We start from the raw sequence: 12,820 nt of genomic DNA, 5'->3' as shown, positions 1-12,820 counted from the left end.
TCTTCTACCAGCGGGTTTGACGGTGACTGCCAGCGGCTACGCAGCATGATCTCCGGTTGTCGCGCCGATCCGCAGTGTTTAGGGTTGTACCTGGCCACGGCGGGAGCCGAGTCGAATAACTCGTGGAGGTCCCGATTGGCCGAACCCGGCGCAGGAGCCTCAGATCTGCTGGTGGTTTTCGGAATCACCGGCGATCTGGCTCGCAAGATGACCTTCCAGGCGCTCTACCGTCTGGAGCGCCGCGGCTTGCTGGAGTGCCCGATTCTCGGCGTCGCCAGCGACGACATCGGCGTCGACGAGTTGATCACCCGGGCCCGCGCGGCGATCGAGGGTGCCGGCGAGACGATCGAGCGCGACGTCTTCGACCGGTTCGCCAAGCGGCTGTCCTACCTGCACGGCGACGTCACCGACTCGAAGCTCTACAGCGCGCTGGCCGAGCAGATCGGTCCCGGCCGCCGCTGCACGTTCTACCTGGAGATGCCGCCGTCGCTGTTCGCGCCGATCGTGGAGAACCTGGCCCAGGCGGGGCTACTGGGGAAGTCCCGCGTCGCGGTAGAGAAGCCGTTCGGGCACGACCTCAAGTCGGCGGGTGAGCTGAACTCCCGGTTGCGCGCGGTGCTCGACGAGGAACAGATCTTCCGAGTAGACCACTTCCTCGGCAAGGAACCGGTCGTCGAGCTGGAATACCTGCGGTTCGGCAACCTGGCGCTGGCCGAGATATGGAACCGCACCAGCATCTCCGAAATCCAGATCACCATGGCCGAGGACTTCGGCGTCGAGGATCGCGGCAGTTTCTACGACAGCGTCGGCACGTTGCGCGACGTCGTGCAGAACCACCTGCTTCAGGTGCTCGCCGGCGTCGCGATGGAGCCGCCCGTCGGGCCGAGCGCGGATGACCTCAACGACAAGAAGGCCGACGTCCTCCGTGCCATCCCGGCTGTCGATCCAGAGCGCGCGGTGCGCGGTCAGTACCGCGGCTACCGCGACATCGCGGGCGTGGCCAAGGATTCGGAGACCGAGACGTTCGTCGCGCTCCGGCTGGGGATCGACAACTGGCGCTGGGCTGGCGTGCCGATCTTCCTGCGCGCCGGTAAGGCGCTGACCGAGCGGGTCACCGAGGTGCGGCTGTTCACCCACCGCGTCCCGTCGCTGGCGTTTCTGGGTGGCCGCCGGCAGGCCCAGTCCAACCAGATCGTCCTGCGCATCGACCCCGACCCGGGGCTGCGGCTGCAGTTGACCGCCCTCGACGGTGACCGCTGGCGCGACCTGCATCTGGACTCGTCATTCATGGCCGACCTGGGGGAGCCGCTGCTGCCCTACGAGCGGTTGCTGCACGGGGCGCTCACGGGTGACCGCCAACTGTTCGCGCGCGAGGACGGCATCGAGGAGACCTGGCGCATCGTGCAGCCGTTGCTGGACAACCCCGGCGAGCTGCACCTCTACGAACCCGGCTCGTGGGGCCCGGACGCGGCCCGCGATTTGCTACGAGGACATCGCGGCTGGCAACAGCCGTGGCTAGCCAGTCACCACTAACAAGGAGAACGAGCGAGATGCAGTTAGGCATGATCGGCCTGGGCCGAATGGGCGCCAACATCGCCCGCCGCGTCGCCGACCACGGACACGAAGTCGTCGTCTACGACCACAGCGAGGACGCCGTCAAGGCGATGGCCGGCGAGCAGAACACGACCGGGGTGTTCTCGCTGAAGGAGCTCGCCGAGAAGATGTCGACGCCGCGAGTCGTCTGGGTGATGGTCCCCGCCGGGACCATCACGACCGGCGTGATCGAAGAGCTGGGCGACACCCTCGAATCCGGGGACATCGTCATCGACGGCGGAAACTCCTACTACCGCGACGATATGAAACATTCGAAGCTGTTGTCCGAGAAGGGCATTCACCTGATCGACTGCGGTACCAGCGGTGGTGTATGGGGTCGCGACCGGGGCTACTGCCTGATGATCGGCGGCGACGACTACGCCTTCGAGCACGCCGAGCCGCTGTTCTCCGTCATCGCTCCGGGCGTCGACGCCGCACCGCGCACACCGGGGCGGGACGGCGAGGTCGCGCAGCCCGAGAAGGGCTACCTGCACTGTGGTCCGTCCGGTGCGGGCCACTTCGTGAAGATGGTCCACAACGGCATCGAGTACGGGATGATGGCCTCAATTGCCGAGGGGCTCAACATCCTTCGCAACGCCGACATCGGCAAGCGGATCGAAGCGGGCGACGCCGAAACCGCCCCGCTCTCGGATCCCGAGGCCTACCAATACGAGTTCGACATCGAAGACATCGCCGAATTGTGGCGCCGCGGAAGCGTTGTCGGCTCCTGGCTGCTCGACCTGACCGCTATCGCGTTGCACGAGTCGCCGGATCTGCACGAGTTCTCCGGCCGGGTGTCGGACTCCGGTGAGGGTCGCTGGACCGCGATCGCGGCGATCGACGAAGGCGTCCCCGCGCCGGTGCTGACCACCGCACTGCAGTCCCGGTTCGCCTCACGCAGCCTCGACGACTTCGCCAGCAAGGCGCTGTCGGCGATGCGCAAACAGTTCGGCGGGCACGCGGAGAAGCCCGGCGTCGGTGGCTAGCTAGGGCCGCGTCGCGAACGTCACCACGACGTCACTGAACGCATCGTTGTCGTCGCCGGCGGCGGTGTGCCCGGCGCCGGACAACTCGACGAACTCCGCGTTCGGAACCGTTTCCAGGAAGTGCTCGACTCCCTCAGGGCTGACGACGTCGCTGAGCTTGCCGCGGATCAACAGCACCGGGATCGTCAGGTCGGCCGCGGCGCGCTCGAAGTTCTCGGTGCGCAATTCGGGGTCGTCGCCCGGCTTCGTCATGAACGCCGGGTCCCAATGCCAGTACCAGCGGCCGTCGCGTAACCGAAGGTTCTTCTTGAGGCCCTCCGGGCTGCGCGGCCGCGTCCGGTGCGGCAGGTAGGCGGCGACGGCGTCCGCGGCCTCGTCGAGGGTGGCGAACCCGTGCAGCCCGCTGAACATGAAGTCGCGGATGCGGGCGCTGCCGTTCTTCTCGAAGCGCGGCACGACGTCGACGAGGATCAGCCGGGTGACCCGCTCGGGGCCGGCCCGATCGGCGACCAGGATTCCGGTCAACCCACCCATGCTGGCGCCGATCAGGATCACCGGTCGGGCGATCACGTCGAGGACGTGCATGACGTCGGCGGTCAGCGTCTCGATGTCGTAGTCGGCGTTGGGGGAGCGGTCGCTGTCGCCGTGGCCGCGGCTGTCCAGCGCGACGACGTGGAAGCCGTGGTCGGCAAGGATCTGGCCGGTGTTCTTCCAGGAGTGCCGGTTCTGCCCGCCGCCGTGCAGCATGAGGATCGACGGCCGGCCGGCGGCCTCCTCAGTGCCGCGGCCCCACTCGTCTGCGACCAGGGTGAGCCCCTGAACCCCGGAGAATTCGACGGTCTTGGGGGTGTTGCGCACTGCGGTCACGGGCAGTCCTCTCGGTCGATCGCACTTTGACGTTACTCAGATGAGTTTTGGAATTCGCCGGGGTCTACCTATCCAGACACTCGCAACGACTTCCAGGAGAGCGCATGCCCCCGATCACGCCGACGCTGTGGTTCGACAACAACCTCGAAGAGGCGGCGACGTTCTACGCCTCGATCTTTCCCAACTCGAGCCTCGACGGCCTGCACCGGACCACTGATGCGGGGCCAGGCGAGCCAGGATCGGTGCTGTCCGGCAGCTTCGTTCTGGACGGTCAACGGTTTATCGGAATCAATGGCGGGCCGCACTTCCAGTTCAACGAAGCGGTGTCGTTCACGATCAACTGCAAGGACCAGGACGAGGTCGATTTCTACTGGGACCGACTGACCGCTGACGGTGGCCAGGAATCGCAGTGCGGCTGGTGCAAGGACAAGTTCGGCCTGAGCTGGCAGGTCGTTCCGCAGCGGCTGTATGACCTGCTCAGCGACCCGGATCCGGCTCGCGCCACCGCGGCCACCCAGGCGATGTACGGGATGCACAAGATCGTGGTTGCCGATCTGGAGAAAGCGGCTGCTTCGGTCTGACATCTTGCGCGACCACGTACGTTGGGCACTGTGCCCGCGGTCAACGGCTGACTGATCGCCTACGTGAAGGATTCAGGTGATGACCAAACACCGTTGGATCGACGTCAAAGCGCCCGCCGTCGAGCTGAAGGCTCTGACGTGGGGACCGCCCAGCGCGCCGATTGCGTTGTGTCTGCACGGTTTTCCTGACACCGCTTATGGCTGGCGCAAGGTTGCGCCGCGACTGGCCGAGGCGGGCTGGCGGGTGGTGGCGCCGTTCATGCGCGGGTATGCGCCGTCGTCGATACCGTCTGACGGCAGCTATCACATCGGGGCGCTGATGGACGATGCGCTGCAGGTGCGCGCCGCCATCGGTGGCACCGACCGCGACGTCATCATCGGCCACGACTGGGGGGCGATGGCCGCCAATGGTCTGGCGGCGATTCCCGACAGTCCTTTCGACAAGGCGGTGATCATGTCGGTGCCGCCGGCTGCGGCGTTTCGGGGCAAGGTGTCCGACACCGGTCGGCTGCTGGCTCAGATTCCGCCGCAACTGTTGCGCAGCTGGTACATCATGTATTTCCAATTGCCCTGGCTGCCAGAGCGTTCCGCGTCCTGGGTGCTGCCGCGACTCTGGAAAACCTGGTCGCCCGGCTACGACGCCAAGACCGACCTGCGCCACGTCGACGCCGCGATCGGCACGCCCGAGAGCTGGCGTGCCGCGCTCGGCCCGTACCGGGCGACGATCCGCAACACCCGTCCGCCGACCCAGTACCGCGACCTGCATCGGCATTGGACGGCGCGGCCCAAGCTGCCGAGCCTGTACCTGCACGGCCGTGACGACGGTTGCATGACAGCGGCTTTCACGCGCTGGATTCCCAACGCCTTGCCCGACGACAGCGACGTGACCGTCGTCGACAGCGCCGGGCACTTCCTGCAACTCGACGAGCCGGACAAGGTTGCCGATCTGGTGCTGAGCTTCATCGGCTCCGCATAGCGGTCGCTGAAGTCGCGGATTGCGGCGATCGATGTCAGGCTGAGCCATGGTTGGCAACTTTTTCGCCTGGCTGGCAGCCGCTGGCGCGGCGGTCGTGACGGCGGGGGCGGTCGCACATGCCGACCCGCAGGACGACCAGTTTCTCGCGCTGCTGGCTCGCGACGGGATCACCGCGGGCCCACCCGAGGAGTTGATCGCCCTGGCGCACGAGCGCTGCGACGACGACAAGCTCTCTCGCTCAAACATTTTCACTCTTCGCCTCGGGGCGCTGCCCAGTCCATTCAGCACCGCCCTGCTGCAGCTTTCCGGCAAGTTGGTCAACCAGGGTCTGGCCGGCGCGCAGGTGCGACCGTTTCTGCTCGACGCCATCAGCGTCTACTGCCCCGACGCGCACAGCTAGGGTGCCTCGTCGTCGTCGCTGTCCCGTAGCTGTTTTTCGGGGTGGTGGTAGGTGTTGGTGCGGGGTTGGCCGTGGTCGAGGTGGGGTGGTGGGATCCATTCGGTTTCGTACCGGTGGTTTTTGCGGGTCTTCCAGCCTTTTTCGGTCATCTCATGGTTGGGGTGGCAGGCGAGGGTGAGGGTGTTGACGTCGGTGACGGGGTTGTTTCGGTAGGGGTCGTCGTGGTGGACCTCGCACCGGTCGGCGGGCGTAGGGCAGCCGGGGAAGGTGCAGCCGCGATCTCGGGCGTGGAGGACGAGGCGTTGGGCCGGGGTGGCCAGGCGTTTGGTGTGATACAGCGCCAGGGCTTTGCCGTTGTGGAAGATCGCCAGGTAGTGGTGGGCGTGGGAGCCGAGCCGGATCACATCCGACATGGGTAGCAGGGTGCCGCCGCTGGTGAGGCCGCGGCCGGCGCCTCGTTCCAACTCCTGCAGGGTGGTGGTGACGATGATGCTGGCGGGCAGGCCGTTGTGCTGACCCAGATCGCCGGAGGCCAGCAGTGCTCGGCCGGCGGCCAGGAGCGCGTCGTGGGTGCGCTGCGCCAGGCTGCGGGTGTCGCCTTGGATCTGGGCTTCTGAGGGTGTGCCGCTGATGCAGGGTTCGTGGTCGTCGGGGTTGCACATGCCGGGGGCGGCGAGCTTGGCGAAGACAGCGTCCCATGTCGCCCGCGCCTCGGGCGTCAGGTAGCCGGTCACCTTGCTCATACCGTCGATGTCTTGCTTACCGATCGTGACGCCGCGCCGTTTGGCGCGGTCGACGTCGGAGAAGTCGCCGTCAGGGTTGAGACAGTCCATCAACTTGTCGGCGAGCTTGGCCAGTTCGTCGGGCCGGTGCTGCAGGCTCAGTCCAGCCAACCGGGCCTCGGCGATGCCGCGGGTCTCGATGTCGACGAAGTCGGGGATCCGCTGCCAGAACGAGCGGATCACCGCGACATGACCGGCACCCACGTGCCCGTGGCGCTGCGCGGCGGCGGTGGCCTCCAATACCGGCGACAACGCCTCCCCGTTCAGCGCCCGCCGCTCGCCCAGATCCTCGGCTTCGTGTACGCGCCGCGACGCCTCGGAACGGGTGATCCGCAACCGATCCGCCAACACCGCCGGCAACTTCCCGCCCAACACCGCCGGCTCCACCCGGGCCAACTCGGTGAGCAGTGCGTGTTCGATCGCGGGCTGCATCCGCCGAAACGTCTCGAAGCGTTCCAGCACCGCGAGGCGCTCCGGGGTGGTGAGTGCATCGAAGCTCAGGTCGAGGGCGGCTTTGTAGCCGGCCTCCAGGGCGTCGAGCACCCCGACAACCTCCTCACGACTACTCGAACGCATGTTCGAATTATAACGACACCCTCCGACAAAGGCACCCGGCTGAAGCCTGCCTCTGGATAAAGCCGCGACTGTGGATACCTAGGATGCTGAGATGTCGAACCGGATGACTGCGATCGACGCGCAGTTCTACTGGATGTCGGCCAAGGTCCCCACCGACGAGATCATGCTCTACGCATTCGACGGTGTGCCAACCGATTTCGAGCGCACCGTCGACGAGATCCTGGCCAGAGCAAACGACTGCCGCGCTCTGGCGGTCCGCGTGGAAGACGGGTCGCCCTTGACTTATCCGCGGTGGGTGCCGACCACCGTCGAGCGAGACTGGATCGCGCGACACGACCTGGCCGACACTCGGTGGCAGAGCTGCATCGATGCGGTGGCCAAGCTGGGCGATGACCCCCTCGATGTCTGTACGGCGCCGTGGCGCATGCACGTTTACACCCCGGTGCATGGCATTCCGGGCAGCACCGGCCCCGGCACGGTCGCGGTCATGCAATTCGCGCACACGCTATCCGACGGCCCGCGGGCAATTGCGTTGGCCGCCTGGCTATTCGGCCGACCGGACCCAGTCGCCCCGGTGGCGGTGGAGCGGCCGGGCTTCCTGCCATTGCGCGCGATCGAGGCCGCCCGCGCCCATCGTAAACTGGTCAGCGACACCCAATTCGGGCTGCTGCCACCCGCTATCGGACCTCGACCGGCATTGTCCACCAACGCTTTTCCGACGGGACGACGCTCCGCACGCACGCTGGTGCGAAACCGCACTGAACTGCACGGACCCACTGCCACCGTCGCGACGCTGGCCGCCGTCACCGGGGCGCTCACAGCGCACTTGGGCGACGAGGCCGAGGACGCTGTCGCCGAGGTGACGATGGCCAAACCCGGCGTGCCCCGGTCCAACAACCATTTCGCCAACGTGACCGTCGGGCTGTACCCACAGCTCGACCGCGCCGATCGCTTGCAGCGGATCGCCGCAGATCTGACCAATGCCCGCCGCCGCGCGGAGCACCCGGCATTCCGGGCGGCGGACCGAGCGTTCGCCGCGACGCCTGCGCCGCTGTTGCGTTGGGGAATAAGTCTTTTCGACCCCAACGACCAGCCGTCGCTGGTGGCGGGAAACACCGTCATCTCCAGCATCTTCCGTGGCCTGGCCGATCTGCATTTCGGCGACGCGCCGGTGTTACTGACCGCTGTGTATCCGGGGCTGTCGCCGGCGATGGGACTCGTCCACGGCGTCTGGGGCATCGGCGACACCGTGACCGTCAGCGTGCACGCCGCGGAGTCGGCCGTTGGTGACATCGACGACTACGTCACGCTGCTGGACGCCGAGCTGTAATCGCTTACGCGTCTTCACCTTCGCGGGTCAGTCCCGCAGCCAGGATCAGCTCCTCGTGCAGTTCGAACCAGACGGTGTGGTACGAGTCGATCAGCGGCCGGGAAAGCCACATCGTGTCGCCGGCGTGCACCCGGTCGAGTGCCGCTTGTAACTTCTCCGAGTAACGACCCAGCCGCGGAAGCTCCGCGGCGGCACTGTCCACCAGAGGCGTCACTCGCCGATGCACCTCATCGAGGCGGGCCAGCACGGCGGCGTCGTAGTCGGGGTCGTCGTGAGTGTTGGGCTGACCGCCCCGGAGTTGCCAGTCGGTGACCAGCGCCTTGAACTCGACATTGACCGAGCGGAACTCGCCGTGCACCGCCGCCAGCGCCGCGGCGTCGGCGGACGACCGCTCCGCGGCCAGTAGCTCGGCGAGCCGCGTGCGGCCCTCGGGGCTCAACCGGATCATCGGCCCGTCGAGCAGCAGCCCCGATGCGACCAACGCGTCGACGTCCCCGTCCACGTCCTCGCGGCGAGCCCGACCTTTCAGTCGAACAGTCTGTAGGACAACAAGATCGGTCATGACGAGACTCGGACCGCCTCCAGCATGGCGACCAGTCCGCCGGCGTGCGCTCGTGGCGGGCTGACTCGCCGCGCGATGTCGGCCAGCTCACGAAGCTCGGGCGTATTGTCCTCGGACCACGCGGACAACGGCAGGCTGCCGGAGCGCACCTCGCCGGAATTGCCGTCGACCGTGACGAGCTTGCCCGCCAGCGTCGCCGCCACTCCACTGCCGCAGCCGACCACGGCCACCCGGCCCAACTCACGGCTCACCACCGCCGCATGGCTGGTGGCGCCCCCGGTCTCGGTGACAATGCCTCGTGCGACCAGCATGCCGTGAATGTCGTCCGGGCTGGTGTGGCTGCGGACCAGGATGACGTCCTCGCCCCGATCGGCAGCGTCGATGGCCGCGTCCACCTCGGTGTAGGCCCGACCCGAGGCGATGCCGGGGCCGGCCGGCAGCCCGGTGGTCAAAAGCTCTGCGGCCAAACGTGTTTCCGGTTGCAGCGACGGCTGTAGCAGTACGCCCACGTCGGCCGGTGTCACCCGTCGCAGCGTCTCGGCCTCGTCGATCAGGCCGTCGTGAAGCAGTTGCAGCGCCAGTCGCACGGCTGCCTGTGCCGAGCGCTTCGCGGCCCGGGTCTGCAGCAGCCACAACGTGCCGTCCTCGACGGTGAACTCGATCTCCTGCACGTCTGCCGTCAACCGCTCCAATGTTTCGGCGGCACGGATCAATTCGGCGTAGACGGCTGGCTGCTGGTCGCGCAGACAAGTGATCGGCTCGACGTCGACCGTGCCTGACACCACGTCGTCGCCCTGCCCGCCCGGCAGCCACTCGCCGTACTCGTCGCCGGATCCCGTCATCGGGTTGCGCGAAAAGATCACGCCGGCACCGGAATTGCGGCCTAGGTTGCCGAAGGTCATTGCCTGCACGACCACCGCGGTGCCGCCGTGGCCGTCGAAGCCGTGGTGGGTGCGGTAGGCAACGGCACGCGGCGAGTCCCACGAGGCGAACACCGCCTCGATCGCGGCGCGCAGTTGGTCGTACGGGTCGGCGGGCACCGGGCCGGTCGCGATGCGCGTGAAAGACTCGGTGAAGCGCCGACGGGAATCGCGGGCGAACGACACCGAACCCGCTGCCGCCAAGGCCTTTTCGACAGCGTCGTCGAAGCCGAGGTCCAGCAGGGTGTCCATCATTCCCGGCATCGAGACCGCCGCACCGGAACGCACACTGACCAGCAGCGGATGCGGCCCGTCGCCGAAGGTCCGCGAGGTCGCCGCCTCCAGGGTGCGTATCCCGTCCAGCACATCCGACCAGATCGCGTCGATGGTCGACCTGGGATCGGCGCGATACCGCGCGCCGACTTCGGCGGTGATGCAGAACGCGGGTGGCACCGGCAAGCCGTTGCGGCGCATCATGTCGATGCCGTAACCCTTGTGGCCCAGCACTTCTGGCGGAGCCGTGGCGGCGCCGTCCAGCAGTATCACCGCCCGTGTCGACATGTAAGAGTTCAGGATTGACCGCGCAGCAGGCCGAATCCGAAGCCGGTGCCGAGACCGCGGCGCAAGGCGAGGTGGATCCAGAGCAGCGCGTACGGCTCGAGCAGCCGGGCCAGCGCCAGCTCGCCGGCGTCGACGGTCTCGAATCCCAGCTCACCGACCAGACCGGCCGTCACCGACTTGGCCGCGTCGTCATCGCCGCAGACGAACATCACCGGAGTGCCGTCGAGTTGGGGGTGGTCCATCATCGGGGCGCCGATCTGGTTCATCGCCTTGCAGACCCGCGCACCCGTCGCCCAGCCGGCCACCAGCTCGGCGCCCGAGCTGGATAGCCCGACCTCGAGCGTGCTGAAGTCGGGGGACAGCGGGTTGGTTGCGTCGATGACAACCTTCCCGGCGAGGTCGCCGCAGCTCTGCACGGCGTCCTGGGTGCCTTGCCACGGGGTGCACAACACCACCACGTCGGCAGTGTCCGCGGCGGCGAAATTGGTCCGTACAGAACCGAGCTCCGCGTGCTTCGGGTCGTCGGGATTGCGCACGCCGAAGGTCACGTCGTGGCCGCCGGTGCGCCAGGCGGTGCCCAGCGTGCGGCCGACGTTGCCCGCTCCAATGATCGCGATCTTGATGGGTCGCTCCTTTATGTCGGGTGCGGCTGGCAGGATACCTCTGCCTATCCCGTGCCTACCCGATGATCTAGGTTCGAGTCTATGAATGATGGCTTTGACGTCGCCTTGCTGATCCTGCGGCTGGTGCTGGGCCTGACGCTGGCCGCGCACGGCTACAACAAGTTCTTCGGCGGTGGCCGGATCCCCGGCACCGCGGGCTGGTTCGAGAGCATCGGGATGAAGTACGGCAAATTCCAGGCCGTCGTCGCCGCGAGCACCGAGATCGCCGCCGGGCTCGGCCTGGCCGCGGGCCTGCTCACGCCGATTCCCGCCGCCGGGTTTGTTGCGCTGATGCTGGTCGCGGCCTGGACGGTGCACCGCCACAACGGCTTCTTCATCGTCAAGGAGGGCTGGGAGTACAACCTGATCCTGGCCGTCGCGGCGGTGGCCATCGCGGGGACCGGGCCCGGCAGGTTCAGCCTGGACTACGAGATCTTCGGCCCGACGCTGTTCCACCCCGGCTGGCACGGACTGTTCGGTTCGCTGCTGCTGGGCATCGGCGGGGCGCTCGGCCAGCTGGCGCTGTTCTACCGGCCCCCGGTCAAGCCGGCCCAGTAGCCGGCGAGTACGGCAGCCCGCTGCCGGTGTTCTCGTCGACCGCGACGCGCCCACCCAGGTACGGGAAGGCGCGCTGCGCGCAGACCGATCGGTTGCAGATCTTGCAGCCCGCACCGATCGGCACTGCGGTGCTCGGATCGTCGAGGGCCACGCCCGTGGAGTAGACGAGCTTGTCGGCGTGCACCAAGTCGCAACCCAGGCCGATGGCGAAGCTCTTGTGTTGTCCGAGGTAGCCCTGACCCTCGGGCGGGGTGGTTTTCGCGAGCCAGAAATAGGACCGTCCGTCCGGCATCTGCGCGACCTGGGTGACGATCCGCCCCGGCTGCGCGAAGGCGTCGTGCACGACCCACAGCGGGCAGCTGCCGCCGACGCGGCTGAAGTGAAATGCGGTAGCGGACTGTCGCTTCGAGATGTTGCCGGCCTTGTCCGTGCGCACGAAGATGAACGGCACGCCACGCAGCTTCGGCCGCTGCAGCGTCGATAGCCGGTGACACACGGTCTCGAAGCCGACCTCGAAACGGCGGGCGAGCAGGTCGATGTCGTACCGCAATTCGGTTGCGGCACGGTGAAATTGGCGGTAGGGCAGCAGAAAGGCGCCGGCGAAGTAATTGGCCAGACCGATGCGGGCCACACCGCGGGATTCCGACGTGAGCTGATCGTCGGTGGCGATGAGCTTCGACAACAGCTCTCGCTGGCTCACCAATGCCAACTGGGTGGCGATCTGGAAGGCGCGCTGACCCGGCAGCAGCCAGTGGGCGATGCGTAGCACCTTGACATCGGGATCGTAGGAACGCTTGGTCTGCTCGCCGAGGCCGGCGTCGATCATCACCCGAACGCCGAACCGCTCGAACATCATCGTCGACAGTTGAACGTCCAGACCGCCCAACGTCATTCCGCTGTCGACGAACATTCGCTCAGCCGCTTCGTCGAGCTCGCCGACGTAGTTGTTCCGGTCGTAAAAGAAATCGCGCACCTCCTCGAACGGCATCGGGCGCTCGGAGGGTAGCGGCGTCTCCGTCGTCGCGTGCGAGCGGTAGGCCTCCAGTTCTTCGGTCGCATCCCGCAGCCGTCGGTACACGCCGACCAGGTTCCGGCCCACCTCCGGCATTCTGGCCACCAGTTCTTCGATGTGCGCTGCGCTGACGGAGTCGTCGGATGCGGCCGCGGTGAATACGTCGGACAGGTCTGCTACCAGCCGCGCGTCCGCGTCCGAGGAGAAGTAGTTCGCCGGCAGGTCGAACCGCTCGGTGAGCGCCAGCAGCACGGGCACTGTGATGGGCCGCTGGTCGTTCTCCAACTGATTCACGTAGCTGGTCGACAGATTCAACGCCCGGGCCAGCGCCGCCTGACTGAGGCCGCGTTCGTTTCTCAGCCGGCGCAGCCGGGCACCCGAAAACGTCTTCGCCACGCGACGAACTGTACCCCGCGCGTGCGTACACAACGTTCGCAATTTGCGCCAAGCAAGG

Annotated in this window: 13 protein-coding genes; 7 read left to right on the top strand and 6 right to left on the bottom strand. The window is 67.1% G+C overall.

All coding sequences use genetic code 11. The annotated features are described in order from the left end of the window. Positions 1-135 precede the first annotated feature (135 nt). Both PT015_RS11640 and gnd read left to right on the top strand, forming a co-directional pair. Positions 136-1,533, top strand: a complete 1,398-nt coding sequence (locus PT015_RS11640; protein WP_285190765.1) for a glucose-6-phosphate dehydrogenase — start codon at positions 136-138, stop codon at positions 1,531-1,533. A gap of 17 nt (positions 1,534-1,550) precedes the next feature. Beyond that, positions 1,551-2,579 (top strand): phosphogluconate dehydrogenase (NAD(+)-dependent, decarboxylating), encoded by a 1,029-nt coding sequence (gene gnd, locus PT015_RS11635; RefSeq protein WP_285190764.1) that lies wholly within the window; start codon positions 1,551-1,553, stop codon positions 2,577-2,579. On the opposite strand, the gene PT015_RS11630 is transcribed toward gnd, so the two are convergent. Then, entirely contained in the window at positions 2,580-3,446 is an 867-nt protein-coding gene (locus PT015_RS11630; RefSeq protein WP_285190763.1) for an alpha/beta fold hydrolase, read from the bottom strand. It abuts the gene before it with no gap. A gap of 104 nt (positions 3,447-3,550) precedes the next feature. Here PT015_RS11630 and PT015_RS11625 point away from each other — a divergent pair, with 104 nt between their 5' ends. The 3 genes from PT015_RS11625 to PT015_RS11615 all read left to right on the top strand — a co-directional run bounded on the left by PT015_RS11625 (position 3,551) and on the right by PT015_RS11615 (position 5,403). Beyond that, on the top strand, positions 3,551-4,027 hold the full coding sequence (locus PT015_RS11625; RefSeq protein ID WP_285190762.1) for a VOC family protein: 477 nt from the start codon (positions 3,551-3,553) through the stop codon (positions 4,025-4,027). Positions 4,028-4,106: 79 nt separating this feature from the next. Then, positions 4,107-5,003: an alpha/beta fold hydrolase gene (locus PT015_RS11620; protein WP_285190760.1), complete on the top strand. Its 897-nt coding sequence runs from the start codon at positions 4,107-4,109 to the stop codon at positions 5,001-5,003. Between the two features lie 46 nt (positions 5,004-5,049). Further along, positions 5,050-5,403 (top strand): DUF732 domain-containing protein, encoded by a 354-nt coding sequence (locus tag PT015_RS11615; protein ID WP_285190759.1) that lies wholly within the window; start codon positions 5,050-5,052, stop codon positions 5,401-5,403. Here PT015_RS11615 and PT015_RS11610 read toward each other — a convergent pair. Beyond that, on the bottom strand, positions 5,400-6,761 hold the full coding sequence (locus tag PT015_RS11610) for an HNH endonuclease signature motif containing protein (protein ID WP_285190758.1): 1,362 nt from the start codon (positions 6,759-6,761) through the stop codon (positions 5,400-5,402). The genes PT015_RS11615 and PT015_RS11610 overlap by 4 nt on opposite strands. Before the next feature lie 91 nt (positions 6,762-6,852). On the opposite strand from PT015_RS11610, the gene PT015_RS11605 reads away from it, so the two are divergent. Then, complete coding sequence (locus PT015_RS11605; RefSeq protein WP_285190757.1) at positions 6,853-8,091, top strand: WS/DGAT domain-containing protein; 1,239 nt, start codon at positions 6,853-6,855, stop codon at positions 8,089-8,091. 4 nt (positions 8,092-8,095) lie between these two features. Here the strand turns inward: PT015_RS11605 and PT015_RS11600 are convergent, their stop codons facing one another. The 3 genes from PT015_RS11600 to PT015_RS11590 are packed head-to-tail and all read right to left on the bottom strand — an operon-like array spanning position 8,096 to position 10,715. Next, positions 8,096-8,653, bottom strand: a complete 558-nt coding sequence (locus tag PT015_RS11600) for a MarR family transcriptional regulator (protein WP_285190756.1) — start codon at positions 8,651-8,653, stop codon at positions 8,096-8,098. Then, on the bottom strand, positions 8,650-10,119 hold the full coding sequence (locus PT015_RS11595) for a pyruvate, phosphate dikinase (protein ID WP_285191065.1): 1,470 nt from the start codon (positions 10,117-10,119) through the stop codon (positions 8,650-8,652). The genes PT015_RS11600 and PT015_RS11595 overlap by 4 nt, the downstream gene beginning before the upstream one ends. 23 nt (positions 10,120-10,142) lie before the next feature. After that, the gene (locus tag PT015_RS11590; protein WP_285191064.1) at positions 10,143-10,715 is read right to left on the bottom strand and encodes an NADPH-dependent F420 reductase; all 573 of its coding nucleotides are present in this window, start codon (positions 10,713-10,715) and stop codon (positions 10,143-10,145) included. Positions 10,716-10,838: 123 nt separating this feature from the next. Here PT015_RS11590 and PT015_RS11585 point away from each other — a divergent pair, with 123 nt between their 5' ends. Continuing rightward, positions 10,839-11,354, top strand: coding sequence for a DoxX family protein (locus PT015_RS11585; protein ID WP_285190755.1), 516 nt, complete (start codon positions 10,839-10,841; stop codon positions 11,352-11,354). Here the strand turns inward: PT015_RS11585 and PT015_RS11580 are convergent. Then, complete coding sequence (locus PT015_RS11580) at positions 11,338-12,795, bottom strand: short-chain fatty acyl-CoA regulator family protein (protein ID WP_390887973.1); 1,458 nt, start codon at positions 12,793-12,795, stop codon at positions 11,338-11,340. The genes PT015_RS11585 and PT015_RS11580 overlap by 17 nt on opposite strands. Between the last annotated feature and the right edge of the window lie 25 nt (positions 12,796-12,820).

The sequence above is a fragment of the Candidatus Mycobacterium wuenschmannii genome (genome assembly GCF_030252325.1).
GTDB lineage: Bacteria > Actinomycetota > Actinomycetes > Mycobacteriales > Mycobacteriaceae > Mycobacterium > Mycobacterium wuenschmannii.
This window is presented reverse-complemented; position numbering and strand designations above follow the sequence as displayed.